Source organism: Actinomycetospora sp. (assembly GCF_036497245.1).
Taxonomy (GTDB): Bacteria; Actinomycetota; Actinomycetes; order Mycobacteriales; family Pseudonocardiaceae; genus Actinomycetospora.
Genome location: NZ_DASXJS010000049.1, coordinates 1 through 20,030 on the forward strand (window position 1 = coordinate 1; position 20,030 = coordinate 20,030).

At 73.3% G+C, this 20,030-nt stretch carries 17 protein-coding genes and 1 pseudogene; 15 read left to right on the forward strand and 3 right to left on the reverse strand.

Features of this window, described 5'->3' with window-relative positions; all coding sequences use genetic code 11:
* The 6 genes from rpsB to VGI02_RS05580 all read left to right on the forward strand — a co-directional run.
* The coding region (rpsB, locus tag VGI02_RS05555) for a 30S ribosomal protein S2 (RefSeq protein WP_331626279.1) at nucleotides 1–916 on the forward strand (916 nt) is incomplete at its 5' end.
* 95 nt (nucleotides 917–1,011) lie between these two features.
* Complete coding sequence (gene tsf, locus VGI02_RS05560) at nucleotides 1,012–1,827, forward strand: translation elongation factor Ts (protein WP_331626280.1); 816 nt, start codon at nucleotides 1,012–1,014, stop codon at nucleotides 1,825–1,827.
* A 104-nt stretch (nucleotides 1,828–1,931) separates the two neighbouring features.
* Nucleotides 1,932–2,690, forward strand: coding sequence for a UMP kinase (pyrH, locus tag VGI02_RS05565; RefSeq protein WP_331626293.1), 759 nt, complete (start codon nucleotides 1,932–1,934; stop codon nucleotides 2,688–2,690).
* A 25-nt stretch (nucleotides 2,691–2,715) separates the two neighbouring features.
* Nucleotides 2,716–3,273 (forward strand): ribosome recycling factor, encoded by a 558-nt coding sequence (gene frr / locus VGI02_RS05570; RefSeq protein WP_331626281.1) that lies wholly within the window; start codon nucleotides 2,716–2,718, stop codon nucleotides 3,271–3,273.
* 51 nt (nucleotides 3,274–3,324) lie between these two features.
* The gene (locus VGI02_RS05575) at nucleotides 3,325–4,230 is read left to right on the forward strand and encodes a phosphatidate cytidylyltransferase (protein ID WP_331626282.1); all 906 of its coding nucleotides are present in this window, start codon (nucleotides 3,325–3,327) and stop codon (nucleotides 4,228–4,230) included.
* A 4-nt stretch (nucleotides 4,231–4,234) separates the two neighbouring features.
* Nucleotides 4,235–4,951: a class I SAM-dependent methyltransferase gene (locus VGI02_RS05580; RefSeq protein WP_331626283.1), complete on the forward strand. Its 717-nt coding sequence runs from the start codon at nucleotides 4,235–4,237 to the stop codon at nucleotides 4,949–4,951.
* 21 nt (nucleotides 4,952–4,972) lie between these two features.
* Here VGI02_RS05580 and VGI02_RS05585 read toward each other — a convergent pair whose 3' ends face one another.
* Nucleotides 4,973–7,111, reverse strand: a complete 2,139-nt coding sequence (locus VGI02_RS05585) for an HNH endonuclease signature motif containing protein (protein WP_331626284.1) — start codon at nucleotides 7,109–7,111, stop codon at nucleotides 4,973–4,975.
* A gap of 140 nt (nucleotides 7,112–7,251) precedes the next feature.
* Here VGI02_RS05585 and VGI02_RS05590 point away from each other — a divergent pair, with 140 nt between their 5' ends.
* From VGI02_RS05590 to VGI02_RS05600, 3 genes are all read left to right on the forward strand, one after another.
* The gene (locus VGI02_RS05590; RefSeq protein ID WP_331626285.1) at nucleotides 7,252–7,950 is read left to right on the forward strand and encodes a proline-rich domain-containing protein; all 699 of its coding nucleotides are present in this window, start codon (nucleotides 7,252–7,254) and stop codon (nucleotides 7,948–7,950) included.
* 80 nt (nucleotides 7,951–8,030) lie between these two features.
* A complete protein-coding gene (gene rlmN, locus VGI02_RS05595) occupies nucleotides 8,031–9,131 on the forward strand; it encodes a dual-specificity RNA methyltransferase RlmN (RefSeq protein ID WP_331626294.1) in 1,101 nt (366 codons plus the stop codon).
* 7 nt (nucleotides 9,132–9,138) lie between these two features.
* Complete coding sequence (locus VGI02_RS05600; RefSeq protein ID WP_331626286.1) at nucleotides 9,139–10,401, forward strand: GNAT family N-acetyltransferase; 1,263 nt, start codon at nucleotides 9,139–9,141, stop codon at nucleotides 10,399–10,401.
* Between the two features lie 8 nt (nucleotides 10,402–10,409).
* On the opposite strand, the gene ligD is transcribed toward VGI02_RS05600, so the two are convergent.
* Nucleotides 10,410–11,354 (reverse strand): non-homologous end-joining DNA ligase, encoded by a 945-nt coding sequence (ligD, locus tag VGI02_RS05605; RefSeq protein ID WP_331626287.1) that lies wholly within the window; start codon nucleotides 11,352–11,354, stop codon nucleotides 10,410–10,412.
* Nucleotides 11,355–11,415: 61 nt separating this feature from the next.
* On the opposite strand from ligD, the gene VGI02_RS05610 reads away from it, so the two are divergent.
* Nucleotides 11,416–12,807, forward strand: a complete 1,392-nt coding sequence (locus VGI02_RS05610; protein ID WP_331626288.1) for an FAD-dependent oxidoreductase — start codon at nucleotides 11,416–11,418, stop codon at nucleotides 12,805–12,807.
* Here VGI02_RS05610 and VGI02_RS05615 read toward each other — a convergent pair.
* Nucleotides 12,804–13,112 carry a DUF2631 domain-containing protein gene (locus VGI02_RS05615; RefSeq protein ID WP_331626289.1) on the reverse strand — a complete coding sequence of 103 codons (309 nt, stop codon included), beginning with the start codon at nucleotides 13,110–13,112 and terminating at the stop codon, nucleotides 12,804–12,806. The genes VGI02_RS05610 and VGI02_RS05615 overlap by 4 nt on opposite strands.
* 155 nt (nucleotides 13,113–13,267) lie before the next feature.
* On the opposite strand from VGI02_RS05615, the gene dxr reads away from it, so the two are divergent.
* The 5 genes and pseudogenes from dxr to VGI02_RS05640 form a co-directional block, all read left to right on the forward strand.
* A complete protein-coding gene (gene dxr, locus VGI02_RS05620) occupies nucleotides 13,268–14,494 on the forward strand; it encodes a 1-deoxy-D-xylulose-5-phosphate reductoisomerase (protein ID WP_331626290.1) in 1,227 nt (408 codons plus the stop codon).
* A gap of 56 nt (nucleotides 14,495–14,550) precedes the next feature.
* On the forward strand, nucleotides 14,551–15,864 hold the full coding sequence (locus VGI02_RS05625) for a M50 family metallopeptidase (protein WP_331626295.1): 1,314 nt from the start codon (nucleotides 14,551–14,553) through the stop codon (nucleotides 15,862–15,864).
* An 89-nt stretch (nucleotides 15,865–15,953) separates the two neighbouring features.
* Complete coding sequence (gene ispG, locus VGI02_RS05630) at nucleotides 15,954–17,117, forward strand: flavodoxin-dependent (E)-4-hydroxy-3-methylbut-2-enyl-diphosphate synthase (RefSeq protein ID WP_331626291.1); 1,164 nt, start codon at nucleotides 15,954–15,956, stop codon at nucleotides 17,115–17,117.
* 36 nt (nucleotides 17,118–17,153) lie between these two features.
* Nucleotides 17,154–19,370, forward strand: a complete 2,217-nt coding sequence (locus VGI02_RS05635) for a prolyl oligopeptidase family serine peptidase (RefSeq protein ID WP_331626292.1) — start codon at nucleotides 17,154–17,156, stop codon at nucleotides 19,368–19,370.
* 452 nt (nucleotides 19,371–19,822) lie between these two features.
* Nucleotides 19,823–20,030 (forward strand): annotated as a pseudogene (locus VGI02_RS05640) (GNAT family N-acetyltransferase); the annotation flags it as partial.

A 20,030-nucleotide genomic window follows, 5' to 3' on the forward strand; every position in this document is an offset into this window, starting at 1 on the left:
CACCGAGCGCAACGGCATCTACATCATCGACCTGCAGCAGACGCTGTCCTACGTGGACCGCGCCTACGACTTCGTGAAGCAGACGGTCGCCCACGGCGGGACCATCCTCTTCGTCGGCACGAAGAAGCAGGCCCAGGAAGCCATCGACGAGCAGGCGACCCGCGTCGGGATGCCGTTCGTCAACCAGCGCTGGCTGGGCGGCATGCTCACGAACTTCCAGACGGTGCACAAGCGTCTGACCCGCCTCAAGGAGCTCGAGGCGATGGAGCAGAGCGGGGGCTTCGAGGGTCGCACCAAGAAGGAGATCCTCATGCTCTCCCGGGAGCACGAGAAGCTCGAGAAGACCCTCGGCGGTATCCGCGACATGGCCCGCGTGCCGAGCGCGGTGTGGATCGTGGACACCAAGAAGGAGCACATCGCCGTCGGCGAGGCTCGCAAGCTGAACATCCCGGTCGTCGCGATCCTCGACACCAACTGCGACCCGGACGAGGTCGACTACCCGATCCCGGGCAACGACGACGCGATCCGGTCGGCCGCGCTGTTGACCAAGGTCGTGGCCGAGGCGTGCGCCGACGGTCTCCAGACCCGCGGCCAGCGCCACAGCGGAACGGACGCCGACCCCGAGCCCGACCCCCAGGCCGAGGCCGACTTCGCGCCGGTCGGCGGGGACGGCGCCTCGGCGCCGGAGACGCTGCCGTCGAACTCGGTCGCCGACGCCGGTGGCGACGCCCCGGTGGTCAGCCCGGCCGCCGAGGCCGAGGCCGCCGCGACGAGCGACGAGGTCCAGCCGACGGGCGAGGAGGCCCGCCCGGAGCGGACCCGCGGCACCGTCGACTCGGAGTCGGGGGACGACGACAACGCCGTCGCCGTGGCCCCCGACGCGGGGTCGGCGAACGGCGCGGCGCCCCAGAGCTGACACCCCAGGCCGATCCCGGCGGCCGCCCGATCGCGGGCGGCCGCCGGAACCGGGCCCAGCACCCACCCACACCTGAGGAACGGGAAGACACCGCGATGGCGAACTACACCGCCGCCGACGTGAAGAAGCTCCGCGACGCCACCGGCTCCGGGATGATGGATTGCAAGAAGGCGCTCGAGGAGAACGCGGGCGACTTCGACAAGGCCATCGAGGCGCTGCGCATCAAGGGCGCCAAGGACGTCGGCAAGCGCGCCGGCCGCACCACGGCGAACGGCGTGGTGGCCGCGCGCGACGGCTCGATGATCGAGCTGAACTCCGAGACCGACTTCGTCGCGAAGAACCCGGATTTCGTGGCGCTCGCCGAGGACATCCTCGGCGTCGCGATCTCCGCGAAGACCAGCGACGTCGACGCGCTCAAGGGCGAGAAGCTCGGCGAGCAGACCGTGGACGAGGCCGTGGCCGGCCTCTCGGCGCGCATCGGGGAGAAGCTCGAGCTGCGCCGCGTCGTCAGCCTCGAGGGCCCGACGGCGACCTACCTGCACCGTCGCTCCTCGGACCTGCCGCCGGCGATCGGCGTCGTCGTGGCCTACACCGGCTCTGACGACGAGGCCGCCCGCAGCGCCGCGATGCAGGTGGCTGCCGCGCGCCCGCTGTACACCACGCGCGAGGAGGTGCCTGCGGACGTGCTCGAGGGCGAGCGCCGCGTCGCCGAGGCCACCGCGCGCGAGGAGGGCAAGCCGGAGAAGATCATCGACCGCATCGTCGAGGGTCGGATCAACGGCTACTACAAGGACACCGTGCTCCTCGAGCAGGACTCGGTGGCCGTCGACAAGAAGTCGGTCGGCGCCGTGCTGAAGGACGCGGGCGTGGAGCTCCGCACCTTCGCCCGGTTCGAGGTCGGCCAGGCCTGAGCGGTTCCGCCGTCCGGCCCGCGGTCAGCTGACCGCGGGCCGGACGGCGGTCACCCGGAGCAGCCACCGCACGAGGGGAGCCGTCGCCAGTGACCGGTACCGAGATCGTCGACCCGTCGGCGCAGCTCACCGAGGACTGGACCCCGGACCCGCGTCGTCGGGTCCTGCTCAAGCTGGGCGGCGAGATGTTCGGCGGGGGCGGCGTGGGCGTCGACCCCACCGTGGTGCGCACCGTCGCCCGTCAGATCGCGGCGGTCGTCGCCTCCGGGGTCCAGGTGGCCATCGTCATCGGCGGCGGCAACTTCTTCCGCGGCGAGGAGCTCTCCCAGGCCGGGATGCAGCGCCAGCGCAGCGACTACATGGGCATGCTCGGCACCGTCATGAACTGCCTGGCCCTGCAGGACTTCCTCGAGCGCGAGCACCACATCGACACGCGCGTGCAGACCGCCATCACGATGGGCCAGGTCGCCGAGTCCTACATCCCGCGCCGGGCCATGCGGCACCTGGAGAAGGGCCGCGTGGTGATCTTCGGGGCCGGTGTCGGCATGCCGTACTTCTCCACCGACACGACCGCCGCCCAGCGTGCCCTCGAGATCGAGTGCGAGGTCGTGCTGTTGGCCAAGGGCGTCGACGGTGTGTTCACGGCCGACCCGAAGATCGACCCGACGGCCACGATGTACACCGAGATCACCCACCGCGAGGTCCTGGAGAAGGGCCTCAAGGTCGCGGACGCCACCGCTTTCAGCCTCTGCATGGACAACCAGATGCCGATCATGGTGTTCAACCTGCTGGTCGAGGGGAACATCGCCCGTGCGGTCCGAGGTGAGAGGATCGGCACGCTGGTCCACACGCCCACCTCCTGATCTTCAGCGCCGAGAGGAGACCACAGTGATCGACGAGACCCTCCTCGACGCCGAGGAGAAGATGGAGAAGGCCGTCGCCGTCGCGCGGGACGACCTCACGGGCGTCCGCACCGGGCGGGCCAGCCCCGCGATGTTCAACCGCATCAACGTCGAGTACTACGGCTCGTACACCCCGCTGCCCCAGCTCGCGTCGGTCGCGGTCCCCGAGGCCCGGATGGCGGTCATCAAGCCCTATGACGTGAGTTCGCTGGGCGTCATGGAGCGCGCCATCCGCGACTCCGACCTGGGCGTGAACCCGTCGAACGACGGCACGCTCATCCGCGTCGTGTTCCCGGAGCTCTCCGAGGAGCGTCGCAAGGAGATGGGCAAGGTCGCCCGCAGCAAGGGTGAGGACGCGCGGGTGTCGATCCGCAGCGTGCGTCGCGGCGCGATGACCGAGCTCCAGCGGATCGCCAAGGACGGCGAGGCGGGCGAGGACGAGGTGTCCCGGGCCGAGAAGGAGCTGGAGAGCACCACCTCCACGTACGTCTCGAAGATCGACGACATGGTCAAGGCGAAGGAGACGGAGCTGCTCGAGGTCTGAGCGGCCCGACCCGGGGTCTCGGCGCCGGGTCCTCGATCGGGGAGGTCCGCGGTGGCGGAGGACGTGGCGGGACCTGCCCCGTCGGACGCTGCGCCGCCGTCGGGTGGATCCGGCGGGTCCGGGGACTCCGGCGGGTCCGGCTCGCGGGCCGGGCGCAACCTCCCGCTCGCCATCGGCGTCGCTCTGCTGATGGGCGCGGTGATCATCGTGTCCCTGCTGACCGTCCGGCAGACCTGGATCGCGATCGTCGCCGTCTCGGCGGCCGTCGGGACCTGGGAAGTGTTCGGCGCGCTCAACCGCGCCGCCGGTATCCGCCTCTCGCGGGTCCCGGTGCTCATCGGCGGCCAGGCCATGATCTGGCTGTCCTGGCCGTTCGGCACCGAGGGCATCCTCGCGTCACTGATGGTCACGGTGCTCGGCTGCTTCGTCTGGCGGATGCGTCTCGGCGCCGCGGGCTTCGTCCGCGACGTCGGCGCGTCGATGCTCGTCCTCGTCTGGATCCCGCTCGGCATGGCCTTCGGGGCGATGCTCGTGGTGCCGCCCGACGGCAGCGCCCGGGTCCTCACCTTCCTGATCATCGTGGTCTGCTCCGACACCGGGGGCTTCGCGGCCGGGGTGCTGTTCGGGAAGCACCCGATGGCCCCCAAGGTCAGCCCCAAGAAGTCCTGGGAGGGCCTCGTCGGGTCCATGGTGCTCGGCGCCGCGGGGGCCTCCCTGACGATCATGTGGCTGCTCGGCTCGACCTGGTGGTACGGCCTGATCCTCGGCCCACTGCTCGTGTGCACCGCCGTGATCGGCGACCTCGTGGAGTCGCTGATCAAGCGCGATCTCGGCATCAAGGACATGGGCCAGACCATCCCCGGCCACGGCGGGCTCATGGAGCGGCTCGACTCCCTCGTCACCTCCGCGCCGGTGGCCTGGCTGCTGCTGTTCCTGCTCATCCCGCCGATGACCTGAGCCGGTGACGTTCCCGGGAGTGGCCGAGAGCCCCAACATCTGGCGCTGGCCCGACGTCTACGAGGCCGAGAACGAGGCGCAGGACGCCACGGGCGCGCTGTGGGAGGCCCTGGACGGGGCGGTCGATCTCCACGACGTGGACGTCGTCGACGTCGGGTGCGGCGACGGGTACCACCTGCCGCGGTTCGCGACGACGGCCCGGAGCGTCACCGGTGTCGAGCCGCACCCGCCGCTCGTCGCCCGCGCCCGCAGCCGGTGCGACGGGCTCGACACGGTGACCGTCCTCGGCGGCAGCGCCGCGGCCCTGCCGCTGCCCGACGACTCCTCCGACGTCGTGCACGCGCGCACCGCCTACTTCTTCGGGCCGGGCTGCGAGCCCGGCCTCGCCGAAGCCGACCGGGTGCTGCGCCCCGGCGGTGTCCTCGTCCTCGTCGACCTCGACGCGACCCGCCACTCGTACGGGTCGTGGATGCGCGCGTCGGCCCCGAAGTACGACCCCCGGGCCGCCGAGCGGTTCTTCACCGAGCGCGGGTTCTCCACCCGCCGGGTCGACACGCTCTGGCGCTTCCCCGACCGCGCGACGCTCTCCGCGGTGCTGCACATCGAGTTCACGCCCTCCGTGGCCGACCGGGCGGTGGACGGCACGCCGGGGCTCGCGCTGCCCGTGGCGTACCGAATCCAGGTCCGGCGCCGTCCGGAGGGACTGCAGCCCGCTCGTTGAGCGCAGCCCCTGGGGCGCGCTCTAGAAGTCGGGGTCGTGGTCGTAGCGGCCGGGTGGCTCCTCCCGGAGTGGGCGGGTGAGGTGTTCGGCGGTGGCTCGGGCTTCGGGGGTGATGCGGCCGTCGCGGGTACGTCGGGGTGCCCAGTCCTCCCGGGGCGTGGGGTGGTCGGGCTGGGGGGCGATGGCGTGGCCGCGGATGTGCGGGGCGGGTCGGGGGTGGACGACGCGACTCCGGACGTGGTGGCGGGTGCCGGTGGGGTCGGTGATGACGAATCGGCCGGGTTCGGGTTGTTCGTAGGTCCACCCGCCGCGGTGCTTCCCGCGGTGGTCGTGGCGGCAGAGCGCTCCGAGGTCGGCGGCTTCGGTGCGGCCGCCGTGGAGCCAGTCGAGGGTGTGGTCGAGGTCGCAGGCCTCGGCGGGTCGGGTGCAGGTGGGGGAGATGCAGGTCTGGTCGCGGGCGCGGATGTAGTCGGCGAGGCGTGCGCCGGGGAATCGGCGGTCGCGTTCGCGGGTGGTGGTCGCCGGGTGGTCGTCGGGGTCGGCGGTCTCGGCGCGGATCAGAGTGGCGCGGGCGCGGGCGAGCCATGAGGTGGTGGCGGCGTCGATCAGCGCCGGGCGGGCATCGTCGAGCCCCGCCGCGTCGGTGGAGCTCGCGGGGTCGAGGGCGTGCATCAGCGCGGCCGGGGCGGTGACCTGGACGGTTTGCCGGCCGAAGCGGGGATCGCCGGTGGCGTCCGGTGGGGCTCGCAGGGTCAGCAGGTGCTCGAGGTGGCCGGGTTCGTCGTGGATCAGCATTTTCCACGCGCCGGCACCGCGGGTCATGGCGGCGGTGCGGGCGGTGCCAGCGGTGACCGGGCCGATCCCGGGCAGGAAACCGGGCTGGTCGTCGAGGGCGAGCAGGGTGGACAGCGCCAGGCGGACCCCGATCCCGGGCTCGAACGCCACGCAGCTCGTGGCCGGGGTCGGATCGTCCGGAGCTGGGTCGTCGTGAGTTGGAGGGTCCGCGGGCAGGTGGTGACCCGCGTGGTTGCCGGCCGGGACCGGTTCCTGGGATGCCGGGGTCGGGGGAGACGGCTCGGCGCCGCCATCGGGGGTCGGCCGCGGGCCGCGCGGATCGTCACGCCTGATACCGCCGTCGCCGTCGCCGTCGTTCTGACCCGGCTCGTCGTTGTCGTCGCCCCGGTGCGGGCCGGGTTCGTCGTCGGGCCTCCGGGGGCCCTCGGCGTCCGGGTCGTCGTCTTCTGGGCCGCCGTCGGAGGGCGGGCCGGGCTCGTCGTCGGGCTGAGGGTGGTCCGCGTCGGACGGTGCGTCGGGTCCGGTGCTTGCCGTGGTGGACAGGGTGGCGAGTTCGGTGGTGACGGCGTCGATCACGGTGTCGTCGGTGGCGCCGGCCTGGGTGCCGTCCATGAGCCGGACGAACACCCGGGCCTCGATGAACCCCAGTCCGATCGCGTGGCCGGTGGCCCGTAGCCGGGCCCGGACCGCGAGCGCCACCGCACGGAGCCGGAGCTTGGCGTGCTGGGCGAGGTTCGGGTCGAGGTCACGCCCACACAGGTCGACCGCACCCGACGGCGCCGTCTCCGCGGTGACCCGGGCCCGCGCGGTGGCGGCGGCCAGCCGCGTGGCAGCCCAGATCCGGTCGACGGCATAGGCGGCTTCGAGGATCCGGTTCCGTAGCTCGGCCATCCCCATCGAGGGTGCGTCGGGCAGCACGGCGTCCACGACCCGGCGGCACTGCTCATCGGACAGGCCCTCGAGTCCGGTGACGAACGCCGACGCCTTCGCGGCCTCCGTGGTCCCGACCCGCATCGACTCGCCGAGGGCGGGCATCCGCTCCAGCACCCCCACGGCCATGTCGAGGCGGGCGGCAGCCATGGTCGCGGTCCAGCCCAGGTTGGCGGCCGCGATCTTCGGGGCGAACTCGTCGGGGGGAACCCGCGTCGTGGTGCCTGACCGTGCCGAGCAGGCCTGCCTGATCGCGCACAGCAGCAGCCAGTCCTGATGGTTACGGGCCCGGAACGCCGCCCGCATCCACGCCGCCGCGGACTCACCGGACAGCGTCGACGGATCGACCTCCTCGAGGGCAGCGGCGAGGGCGGGCCCGGCCGGCAGGGCGTCGAACCCGCCGACGGCCGCCTCCTCCACCACTGCCGCTGTCATGACTCGAACACTAGTTCGAACCCCTGACAGTCACGGACCGATCCGGACACCTGGCCCTGGGCCGGACGAGTGAACCTCCCGGCGAGGCCCGGCGGACCTGCCCGATACCCCCTGCCCGACACGCCGCTACCGTGGTGGGCGTGTCGTACCCGCATCCCGGCCCGTACCCGGGTGAGCCCCACCGCGGCGGCGGACAACGCCCGGGCGGCTTCAACCGCCCGCCGTCCGGACCCGCCGGGCCGCCGCGCGGGTCCTCCCGCCCGCCCTCCCGCGGCCCAGCGCCGTCCGGACGGGGACCGCGGGGCGGAGGCTCCGCGATCCGGCTCGACCCGGTGATCGTGGAGTGCCTCGTCGGCGTCGGGTGGCTGACGGTCGGCACCCTGGGCCTCGGCGCGGACGGGGCGGGCACCCTGCTGCTCGCGGGCGGCATCGCGCTCGTCGTGTTCATCCTGGTGGAGAACCGGCGCCGCGGCTCGAACGCCCTGGACCCCCGCCGATCGGCCGACCTGATGCGCTACGGCGGCATCGCGATCGGGGCGATCATCGTGGAGTCGGTGCTGCTCGGGCTGATCTCGGAAGCGGGCTTCGGACCCGGGATCGCCGCGGTCATCACCGGGATCGCCTTCCTCACGCTCGCCCGCTCGACCGGGCAGCGTCCCACGCAGTGGCTCGGGATCGCGCTCATCGTGCTGGGCGTGCTCGGCGCACTGATGTCGACGCAGGAGACGTCGAGCTTCGTCTCGCAGGGCCTGCTCGGCCTGCTGTGCGGGGTGCTGCTCCTGGTGTCGGCCGCGGACCGGATCGGCCTGCTCGAGACGCTGCGGGATCGCGCCCGGTGACCGGGGACGCAGCACAGCAGGGCTCGACCATCGGGGACGCCGCCCCCGTCGAGCCCGAGCCCGGCACGGCACTCCCCGTCCTGTCGCTCTCGGGTAACGGCACCCGTCGGACCCGTCCGCCGCGGCACTTCGCCGACCTCGACCCCGACGAGCGGAAGGCCGCCGTCACCGAGCTCGGCCTCCCGGGGTTCCGCGCCGACCAGATCGCCCGGCAGTACTACGCCCGCTACGAGGCCGACCCCGCGGCGATGAGCGACCTGCCCGCCGCGGACCGCGACGCCGTCGCCGGCCTGTTCCCGCAGCTGTTCGAGCCCACGTCCGTCGTGGACTGCGACGGCGGCGCCACCCGCAAGACGCTCTGGCGCGCGGTCGACGGGGCGCTGGTCGAAAGCGTCCTCATGGGCTACTCCGACCGCGCCACGGTGTGCATCTCCAGCCAGGCCGGCTGCGGGATGGCCTGCCCGTTCTGCGCCACCGGCCAGGGCGGACTGCAGCGCAACATGTCGACCGCGGAGATCGTCGAGCAGGTCCGCGTGGCCGCCGCGGCGGCGCGCGACGGGGACCTCGGCGAGGGCATCCCGGCCCGCCTGTCGAACATCGTGTTCATGGGCATGGGGGAGCCGCTGGCGAACTACCGGCGGGTCGTCGACGCCCTGCACCGCATCTGCGACCCGGCGCCGTCCGGCCTGGGGATCTCGCAGCGCTCGGTCACCGTCTCCACCGTGGGTCTCGTCCCGGCGATCCACCGTCTCGCCGACGAGGGCTTCCAGGTCACCCTCGCGGTCTCGCTGCACACCCCCGACGACGAGCTGCGCGACACCCTGGTGCCGGTGAACACCCGCTGGCCGGTGCGCGAGGTCCTCGAGGCGGCCCGGCACTACGCCGACGTCACCGGGCGGCGGGTGTCGATCGAGTACGCCCTCATCCGCGACATCAACGACCAGCCCTGGCGCGCGGACCTGTTGGCGAAGATCGTCTCGGAGCACCTCGGCCGGCTCGTCCACGTCAACCTCATCCCGCTGAACCCGACGCCGGGATCGAAGTGGGACGCGAGCCCGGCGCCGGTGCAGGCCGAGTTCGTGCGCCGCGTCCGTCAGGGCGGGGTGGCGTGCACCGTGCGCGACACCCGCGGTCGCGAGATCGCGGCCGCCTGCGGCCAGCTCGCCGCGACCGGAGGCTGACCCGAGGGTGCCCGCAGAGATCCGCTCGATGACGCCGCGCGTCACCGAGGGCTCCGCCGACGCCGGCACGGTCGCGTGGACGCGGGCGATGTCCGCGGCCTTCCTCTCGCCGCGGCTGGAGCCCGAGCAGCTGGCGAGGGTCGGCGCCGGGTTCGAGGGGCAGCGTCTGCGCGGCGCCTACGTCGACCCCGACCCGGCCCCGGTGGCCACCCTGCGTTCGTGGGACGCGGAGCTGACGGTTCCCGGCGGGACCGTCACCGCGGACGCGATCACCGGGATCGGCGTCCGCTCCACCCGCCGGCGTCGCGGCCTGGCCCGCCGCCTGATCGCCGAGGACCTCGCCGCCGCCGTGCGCGCCGGCGCCCCGGCGGCCGTGCTGACCTCCACCCAGGGGTCGCTCTACGAGCACTTCGGGTTCGGGCTCGCGACCCGCATGAGCGGCATCACCGTGGACACCGCGCGGGCCCGCTTCCGTGACCCCGACCCGCGCGGCGCCGTCGAGATCGTCGACCGGCCGGACCTCGCCCTGGTCCTCGCGCGCCCGGTGCACGACCGCGCCCGGCGTCGTCACCCCGGCGCCCTCGCGCGGACCCCTCAGCAGTGGGACGCGGTCCTGTCCGGCGCCGGGCCGTGGAACGGGCTCGAGCCGGACCGCATGCGCCAGGTCGCCGTCTGGCGCGACGACGACGGCGAACCGGCCGGGTACCTCGTGCACCGGGTCGAGGAGGGCTGGCACCCGACCGGGGCGGCGACGCTCGGCGTGGTCGACCTGCAGGCGGTGACCCCGACCGCCTACACCGAGCTGTGGCGCCACCTGTGCACCCAGGACCTCGTCGGCACCGTCCGGTGGGGCCACGCCTCGGTGGACGAGCCGCTGCCGTGGCTGCTGGCGGACCACCGGGCGGTCACCGACGACGGCGGGAAGGCGATGCTCTGGCTGCGCGTGCTCGACGTGCCCGCGCTGCTCGCCGCGCGGCGCTACCCGATCGAGGACGCGATTGTGCTCGAGGTCGCCGACGACGCCGGGTTCACCCCCGGACGGTGGCGGCTCGACACCCACGACCGGCTCGCGCCCGCCGTCGCACCCACCCTTGACGAGCCCGACGTCGTGCTCCCGGTGACGTCGCTCGGGTCCCTGGTGCTCGGCGGCGTCGATCCGCGGGTGCTGGCGCGGACCGGGCGCCTGGAGGAGGCCTCGGCCGGTGCGGCGGGTCGGCTGGCGCGTCTGCTCGCGGCGCCGTCGGTGCCCTGGAACGGCACCCCCTTCTGAGGAGCGCGTCAGACCTCCGGGGCCTCGGGCTCCTCGGCGTCGTCGCGGTCGGCCCACCCCAGCAGCGGCGCGAGGTCGAACACCGCCTCGTCGATCCCGGCGTGCAGGTCACCGAGCTCGGCGTAGCGCGCGGGCATCGTCGCGATCGTGAAATCGCCCGGCTCGACCCCGTCGATCTCGTCCCAGCGCACCGGCGCGGAGACGATGCCGAGCGGCGTCCCGCGCACCGAGTACGCGCAGGCGATCGTGTGGTCGCGGGTGTTCTGGTTGTAGTCGACGAAGACGGTGCCGGGCTCGCGGTCCTTGCGCCACCACGCCGTGGTCACCAGCCGCGGCGCGCGGCGCTCGACCTCGCGCGCGAAGGCCCACGCAGCCCGGCGGACCTCACCGAACGAGTGCTCGGGGCGGATCCGCACGTAGACGTGCAGCCCCTTGCCGCCGGAGGTCTTGGGGTAGCCCGTCGCGCCGAGCTCGTCGAGCACCTCGTGCACGACCGCGGCGACCTCGCGCACCGTGGCGAACCCGACGCCGGGCATCGGGTCGAGGTCGATGCGCCACTCGTCGGGGGACTCGACGTCGGCGGCCCGGGAGTTCCACGGATGGAACTCCACGGTCGACATCTGCACCGCCCAGATCACGTCCGCGACCGAGGAGACGCACAGTTCGTCGGCGGTGCGGTTGTAGCGCGGGAAGCGCACCCGCACCGTCGGGACCCAGTCCGGGGCGCCCTTGGGCACCCGCTTCTGGTGGACCTTCTCGCCGTCGGTTCCGGTGGGGAAGCGGTGCATCATGCAAGGTCGGTCCCGCAGCGCGTTGACGATGCCGGGGCCGACCGCGAGGTAGTAGCGGGCGAGATCCAGTTTCGTCTCGCCGCGCGCCGAGAAGTACACCCTGTCCGGATTGGTCAGGCGCACGACGCGTCCGTCCACCTCGAGCTCAGCAGCGTCCGCCACGAGCGCACGCTATCGGAGGTTCGGCCCAGATGACCTGCACCAACGCGCGGCGGTGTCGCCGATGACGCGCCGGATCGTCGTCGTCGGGGGCGACGCGACGGGGATGAGCGCGGCCAACACCGCGCTGCGCCACGGCGGCACCGAGGCCTACGAGGTGGTCGTGCTCGAGCGCGGGCACTACACCTCGTACTCCGCCTGCGGCATCCCGTACTGGATCGCCGGCGACGTCACCGACCGGGACGACCTGATCGCCCGCTCCCCGGAGAAGCACCGCGAGGCCGGGATCGACCTGCGGCTGCGCACCGAGGCCACCGCGCTCGACCTCGAGAAGCAGGCGGTGTCGTACCGGGCCGTGGACGGGGACGGGTCGGACGGCATACTCGAGTACGACGACCTCGTCCTCGCCACCGGTGCGCGGCCGCTCCGCCCGCCGCTGGAGGGCATCGACGCCGAGGGGATCTTCGGCGTGCAGTCGCTCGAGGACGGCGAAGCGATCATCAAGGCCTTGGCCGGCTCGGACGCGCGCCGCGCGGTCGTCGTCGGGGCCGGCTACATCGGCGTCGAGATGGCCGAGGCGATGCTGCAGCGCGGGCTCGACGTGACCGTCGTCGACCGGGCGCCGGAGCCGTTCACCCAGGTCGACCCGGACATGGGCGCCCTGGTCCGCGAGGCGATGACGGGCATGGGCATGACCGTGCTCACCGGCACCCCCGTGGAGGGCTTCGACGTCGGCGACGACGGGTGGGTCCGCGCGGTGCGCACCGCGGACCGGACGCTCGAGGCCGACGTCGTCGTGCTCGGTCTGGGGGTGCGGCCGAACGTCGACCTGGCGCGCGACGCGGGCCTGACGATCGGGGAGTCCGGCGGGATCGCCACCGACGTGCGGATGCGCTGCCTGGGCCACGAGAACGTGTGGGCGGGCGGCGACTGCGTGCAGACCCACCACCGGCTCTCCGGGCGCGGCGTCGCGATCGCGCTCGGGACGCACGCCAACAAGCACGGGCGGATCATCGGCACGAACCTCGCGGGCGGCTACGGTGCCTTCCCCGGCGTCATCGGGACCGCGATCTCCAAGGTGTGCTCGCTGGAGATCGGCCGGACCGGGCTGGGGGAGGCCGAGGCGACGGCGGCGGGGTTCGGGTTCGTCACGGCGACGATCGAGTCGAGCAACGTCGCCGGCTACTTCCCCGGTGCGGAGATGATGACGGTGAAGGTGCTCGCCGAGCAGCGCTCCGGGCGGCTGCTGGGCGCCCAGATCGTGGGGCGGGCCAACGCGGCGAAGCGGATCGACGTGTTCGCGACCGCGATCTGGAACGGCATGACCGCGGAGGAGATGACGTTCTCCGACCTCTCCTACGCCCCGCCGTTCTCACCGGTGTGGGACGCCGTGCTCGTCGCGTCGCGCAAGGCCACGAAGGCGGTGGAGGCGAACAGCCCCGCGTCGCCGGCCTAGCGGCGCCAGGAGGTGCGGTTGCGGATGATCGCGCCGAGGGAGAGCGAGAAGAAGGCGACGGCGAGGACGACGAGCCAGACGTCCTCCTGCTTCCCGACGTGGTTCCCGTGGATCATGATCAGGCAGATCGCCGCGCAGATGAAGCCGGCGAAGTGGGCGACCTTCGGGAAATGCGCGTGCCAGCCCCACTGGACCGAGGGCTCGTCGTCCGACGAGATGCCGTTGACGACGACGGCCCGGTGCTCGTGACCGTGCTGCGCCACGTCACCGTGGTCGGTACGGGCCGGGGTCGCGCTGCTCGCCACGGGGGCCTCCTCGCGGGTCGTGTCCGGGCGGGACGGGCTGCCCGAGTTGTCGCGGGTCAACCTATCCGCCCCCGGGCCCCACGGCGATCCGTGGGTGGCCCACACGACGCGTCGTCCCGGTGTGTCGTTCCCGCCGGGCACGACGACGGGCCAGGATGGCGGCGATGGCCACACCACACCCGCCGCCCGCCGCACCCGCCGTCCCGGCCCGCCGCCCGGTGGTCCTGCTCGGCTCGACCGGGTCGATCGGCACGCAGGCGCTCGACGTCGTGCGGGCCCACCCCGACCGCTTCGTCGTCACCGGGCTCGCCGCGGGGGGCGGGCGCCCACCACTCCTGGCTGCCCAGGCCGCCGAGTTCGGGGTCGCGACGGTGGCCGTGTCCGACCCGTCGGCCGCCGCCGGGGTCGAGGCCGCGCTGCGCGCGGCGGGCTCGCGCGCCGTCGTCGTCGCCGGGCCGGAGGCGATGACCGACCTCGCCGGATCGGGTGGGCCGGGCACCGTCGTGCTGAACGCGGTCGACGGCTCACGCGGCCTGTCGCCGACGCTCGCGGCACTGCACACCGGCGCGACCCTCGCGCTCGCCAACAAGGAGTCGCTGGTCGCGGGCGGTCCGCTCGTCACCCGCGCGGCCACCCCCGGCCAGATCCTCCCGGTGGACTCGGAGCACTCCGCGATCGCGCAGTGCCTGCGCTCCGGGGCCGCGGGCGAGGTGGACCGCATCGTGCTCACGGCGTCCGGCGGACCGTTCCGGGGCCGCAGCCGCGACCAGCTCGCCGGGGTGGGGCTCGACGAGGCGCTCGCGCACCCCACCTGGGCCATGGGACCGGTCGTCACGCTGAACTCGTCGACGCTGGTCAACAAGGGTCTCGAGCTCATCGAGGCGCACCTGTTGTTCGGGGTGCCCTACGAGCGCATCGACGTCGTGGTGCACCCGCAGTCGATGGTCCACTCCATGGTCACCTTCACTGACGGCTCGACGATCGCGCAGGCGAGCCCGCCGGACATGCACCTGCCGATCGCGCTCGCCCTCGGTTGGCCGGAGCGGCTGGCCGGGGCCTCGCCGCGGGAGACGTTCGCGTCCCCGTCGGCGTGGACGTTCGAACCGCTGGACGCGACGGCGTTCCCGGCGGTCGGCCTGGCGCGCGCCGCGGGCTCGGCGGGCGGCTGCCTGCCCGCGGTGTTCAACGCGGCCAACGAGGAGGCCGTCCGCGCCTTCCTCGCGGGTCAGGGCAACTGGTTGGGGATCGTGGACACGGTGGCCGAGGTGCTCGCCGCGGCGGGCCAGTGGTCGCGCGACCCCACGGACGTGGCCGACGTGCTCGCCGCGGAGCAGTGGGCGCGGGCCCGGGCGGGGGAGCTCCTGGGGGCGGCGCGCGCCTGAGTCCCCAGGGGCGAAACGTGATCACAACAGCGTTCCGGTTACCGTTTCGCCTCGTGATGCTCGCCCTCGGGATCGTGCTGTTCGCGCTCGGTCTGCTGTTCTCGATCGCCTGGCACGAGCTCGGTCATTTCACGGCGGCCCGCCGGTTCGGTGTGCGCGTGCCCGAGTTCATGGTCGGGTTCGGCCCCACGTTGTTCTCCCGCCAGCGCGGCGAGACCTCGTTCGGGGTCAAGGCCGTCCCGCTGGGCGGCTACATCCGCATGATCGGGATGATCCCGCCCGCGCCGGGCGAGCGGATCGGGCGCAGCCGCCGGTCCGGGCCCTTCCAGGGGCTCATCGACGACGTCCGGGCCGACTCGGCGCGCGACATCCTGCCCGGCGACGAGGAGCGCCAGTTCTGGACGCGCAAGCCGTGGCAGCGCATCGTCGTGATGTTCGCCGGGCCGTTCATGAACCTCATCCTCGCCGCGGTCCTGTTCATCATCGTGCTCATGGGCTTCGGGATCCCGACCTCGCAGCCCGTGGTCAGCTCGGTGAGCGAGTGCGTGGTCCCCGCCTCGCAGGCCACCCCGGGCAACCGCTGTCCTCCCGGCGCCCCACTGACCCCGGCCGCGCAGGCCGGGTTCCAGGCCGGCGACCGCATCGTGAGCTTCGAGGGGCGCACATTCGACTCCTGGCAGGACCTCCAGCTCGCGATCCGTGACGCGACCGGCACGGTCCCCGTCGTCGTCGAACGGCCCCAGCCGGGTGGCGGCGTCCAGACCCTGACGCTCAACCCCAAGCTCATCGAGACCCAGCTGCTCGACCTGGACTCGGCGCAGTCCGGGGAGCCCCGCTACGTCACCGGGTCGTTCCTCGGACTCACCCCGATCCAGCCCGTCATGCGCCAGACGCCCGGCCAGGTCCTGGACTACACGGGCCAGATGTTCTCCAACGTCGTCTCCAGCGTCGCCGCCCTGCCGCACAAGGTCCCGGCCCTGTTCGGCGCGGTGTTCCTCGGCGAGCAGCGCGACGCGACCGGGCCGGTCAGCGTCGTGGGCGTCTCGGTGCTCGGCGGCGAGGTGCTCGCCTCCGACCAGCCGGTCACCCAGGAACTGGCGGTGATGCTCCAGCTGCTCGCCGCGGTGAACGTCTCGTTGTTCCTGCTCAACCTGCTGCCGATCCTGCCGCTCGACGGCGGGCACATCCTCCCGGCGCTCTGGGAGGCGGCGAAGAAGCGGCTCGCGCGGCTGCGGGGCCGTCCGGACCCCGGGCCCGTCGACATGGCCCGCCTGATGCCGATCGCCTACGGGTTCGCGATCCTGATCATGCTCTACGGCGGGCTCGTGATCGTGGCGGACATCGTCAACCCCATCAAGCTGAACCTCTGACGACCCCGCGGTGAGCGTCGCGGCCCGATGCCGCGTCTCACGTACGGCGACGGGGGCACGACGCGGGCTGCTGTAGCAGACTGGGGCCCATGACGATCGACCTCGGCATGCCGGAAGCGCCCGTGGTGCTCGCGCCGCGCCGGAAGACCCGTCAGCTCGACGTCGGGGGCGTGGGCGTGGGCAGCGACTTCCCGGTCTCGGTGCAGTCGATGACGACGACGCTGACCGCGGACGTCAACGCCACCCTGCAGCAGATCGCCGAGCTCACCGCCGCGGGATGCGACATCGTGCGCGTCGCCGTACCGAGCGCCGACGATGCCGAGGCGCTGCCGGCGATCGCGAAGAAGTCGAACATCCCGGTCATCGCCGACATCCACTTCCAGCCGAAGTACGTGTTCGCCGCCATCGACGCCGGGTGCGCCGCGGTCCGGGTGAACCCGGGCAACATCAAGAAGTTCGACGACAAGGTCGGCGAGATCGCGAAGGCGGCCAAGGACGCGGGCATCCCGATCCGCATCGGCGTGAACGCGGGCTCGCTGGAGCCGGGGATCATGGCCAAGCACGGCAAGGCGACGCCCGAGGCGCTCGTCGAGTCGGCGCTCTGGGAGGCCTCGCTGTTCTCCGAGCACGACTTCCACGACGTCAAGATCTCGGTCAAGCACCACGACCCGGTGACGATGGTGCGCGCCTACGAACTGCTCGCCGAGCAGTGCGACTACCCGCTGCACCTCGGCGTCACCGAGGCGGGCCCGACGTTCCAGGGCACCATCAAGTCGGCCACCGCCTTCGGCGCCCTGCTGTCCCGGGGCATCGGCGACACCATCCGCGTCTCGCTCTCGGCGCCGCCGATCGAGGAGGTCCGGGTGGGCCTGTCGATCCTGGAGTCGATGAACCTGCGCCCCCGCAAGCTCGAGATCGTGTCCTGCCCCTCGTGCGGGCGCGCGCAGGTCGACGTCTACAAGCTCGCCGACGAGGTCACCGCGGGCCTCGAGGGCATGGAGGTGCCGCTGCGCGTGGCCGTCATGGGCTGCGTCGTCAACGGCCCGGGCGAGGCGCGCGACGCGGACCTCGGGGTCGCCTCCGGCAACGGCAAGGGCCAGATCTTCGTCAAGGGCGAGGTCATCAAGACCGTGCCCGAGGCGCAGATCGTCGAGACACTGATCGAGGAGGCCTTGCGGCTCGCGGAGGAAGCCGGCGAGGGTGAGCTCGCGGGCGGCCAGGCCGGCGGCGCGCCCTCCGTGACCGTCGGATAGGTGGCCCGGTCTCCTGGCGTGGTGTGATCCCACGCGATGAGCACCTTCGACGACCTCGACGCCTTCGTCTCCGCCCGCCGCCAGGCCGGGCTCGCGCTCTCGCCGGACGGGGCGCGGCTGGTCACCACGGTCTCCGAGCTCTCCCCGGACGCCACCTCCTCCGTCAGCGCCGTCTGGGAGGTCGACCCGACCGGCGAGGCACCGGCGCGTCGGCTGACGCGGTCGTCGGCGGGGGAGTCGGCGGCGGCGTTCACCCCCGACGGCGACCTGATGTTCACCTCGCGTCGCCCCGACCCCGCCGCGAAGGAGCCCGACGGCGAGCCCGCCGCGCTGTGGGTGCTGCCGCTGCGCGGCGGTGAGGCCCGTCCGGTGCTGACCTGCGGCGAGGGCGTCGCCTCGTTCGACGTCGCCCGCGACTCCGGCCGCGTCGTCGTCGCGACCTCCGTGCCCGTCGGCTCGGCCCCGGAGAAGCCTGCCGGGGACGACCCGGCCTCCGACGAGCACGACGAGCCTGCCGACGCGGCAGGAGCGCTGCGTGCGGCCCGGACGAAGGCCGGCGTCACCGCCCGGCTGCACGACCGGTTCCCGGTGCGCTTCTGGGACCACGACCTCGGGCCGGGGCGCCCGCAGATCCGGGTCCACGCCCCGCTCGACGGCGAGCGTCTCGAACCCGCCACGACGGTCGTCGACCCGACCGACGCCCGACAGCGCCTGCGCGAGTACGTGGTCAGCCCGGACGGCGCGACGGTCGCGGTGGCCGTCGACGTCCGGGACGGGGCGAGCGGAGCGACGGGGAATCGAGCCGGGGCGAGCGGAGCGACCGGGAATCGAGCCGGGGCGAGCGGAGCGACAGGAGATCGAGCCGGGGCGAGCGGAGCGACGGGGAATCGAGCCGACCCTGCCGCCGTCCGGGTCCGGATGGAGCTGCGCCGTACCGGTGCTGGTGCCGGTGCCGGTGAGGTCGAGGTGGTCGCCGACGAGCCCGCGGGCGACGGTGCCGAGGCCGCCGACCACGAGCGCCCGACGATCACCCCGGACGGCCGCTGGCTGCTCTGGATCCGGGAGCGCCACGCCCGCCCCGGCCGCGCCCCGGCGCACACCCTGCTTGCCCGCCGGCTCGACGGTGGCGAGACCGTCACCGTGCTCGACGAGGGCCGGCTGACGGTGCAGTCCGTGGTCGGGTCGGCCGAGCCCGACGTCGCCCTCGTCACCGCCGACGAGCAAGGACACACCCCGGTGTTCCGGGTGTCGCTCGTCGACGGCGGCCTCACGCGCCTCACGCGCTCGGGGGCCTACACCGACGTCGTCGCGAGCCCCGAGGGTGGCGCGGTCTACGCGCTCCGCTCGGCCATCGACACCCCACCCACCCCGGTCCGCCTCGACCCCCGGACCCCCGACCAGCAGCCCGCCCTGCTGCGCGGCGCCACCGAGATCGACCCGATCCCCGGGACGCTCACCGAGGTCACCGCCACCGGCGAGGACGGCGCGCCGCTGCGGGCGTGGCTGGCGCTGCCCGAGGGCGCGTCGGCGGATCGGCAGGCCCCGCTGCTGCTGTGGATCCACGGCGGGCCGTTCGGCAGCTGGAACGCCTGGACGTGGCGCTGGAACCCGTGGACGGCCACCGCCCGCGGGTACGCCGTCCTGTTGCCCGACCCGCGGCTGTCCACCGGGTACGGGCAGGACTTCATGGACGTCTCGACCGGCGCCTGGGGCGGGCTGCCGTTCACCGACCTCCTGGCGCTGACGGACGCGACGCTCGAGCGGCCGGACGTCGACCCGTCACGGACGGCGGCCATGGGCGGGTCGTTCGGCGGCTACATGGCCAACTGGATCGCGGGACACACCGACCGCTTCCGCGCGATCGTCACCCACGCCAGCATCTGGCACCTCGACGGCTTCGTCGGCACCACCGACGGCTCGTACCACTGGGTGCGCCAGTGGGGTGACCCGATCGCCGACCGCGACCGCTACGACGAGCACTCCCCGCACCGCTGGGCGTCGGAGATCACCACGCCGATGCTGGTCGTCCACGGCGACAAGGACTACCGCGTGCCGATCGGGGAGGGTCTGCGGCTCTGGTACGACCTGCAGCGTCACGGCCGCGTCGGGGACGTCTCGCAGTTCCTGTACTTCCCGGACGAGAACCACTGGGTGCTGCGCCCGGGGGACGCGAAGCTCTGGTACTCGACGGTGTTCGCGTTCCTCGCCCACCACGTGCTCGGCGAGGACTGGGTACGCCCGGAACTGGTCTGAGTCCGGTCAGCCCATGAGAGACCGACGCGTGGCGCACACACTTCGCGCGGCGCGTGTCGGTCCGCGGTGAACCTCACCGGGGCGGCGACCGGGGGGCGCCGTGCGCCACGCTCCCGGGCCCACGAACGAGAGAACGCCCGCCGCGACGGTGCGGCGGGCGTTTCGGTGGTGTTCGGGAAGCGGACGGTCAGCGGCGCGTGCGACGCGGGTTCGCCACGCTGCTCTGGCGCGCCAGCGCCTCGAGCGTCGCGGCGAGGTCGTCGCCGCGGTAGCCGTCCTCGGGGGTGGAGTCGTTCTCGTTCATGACTCCAGGATGCGCGCTCCAGCGGTGGAAGCCAGGTCTCGGAGCTGTGGTGATCATGACGCTGCGATGATGATCGCGCGACGCAACCCGGGCGAGGTGTACGCACCGTGCACGCTTGGTTGCGGGCCTGATGTGGCACTCTGGACCCGTGCTCCGTACCGCCGGTGCGCGGCTCCTCGATGACCGTGACCGGTCGAGGGTGCGCGGTGTGCTCGATGACGACCCGGTCGCGACCTGCATGGTCGCCTCGCGGGTCGAGACCGTGGGCGTCGAGCCCTGGCGGCTCGGCGGGGAGCTCTGGGGCGTCGGCGGCCGGCTCGACGGGCTGTGCTTCTCCGGGGCGAACCTGGTCCCGC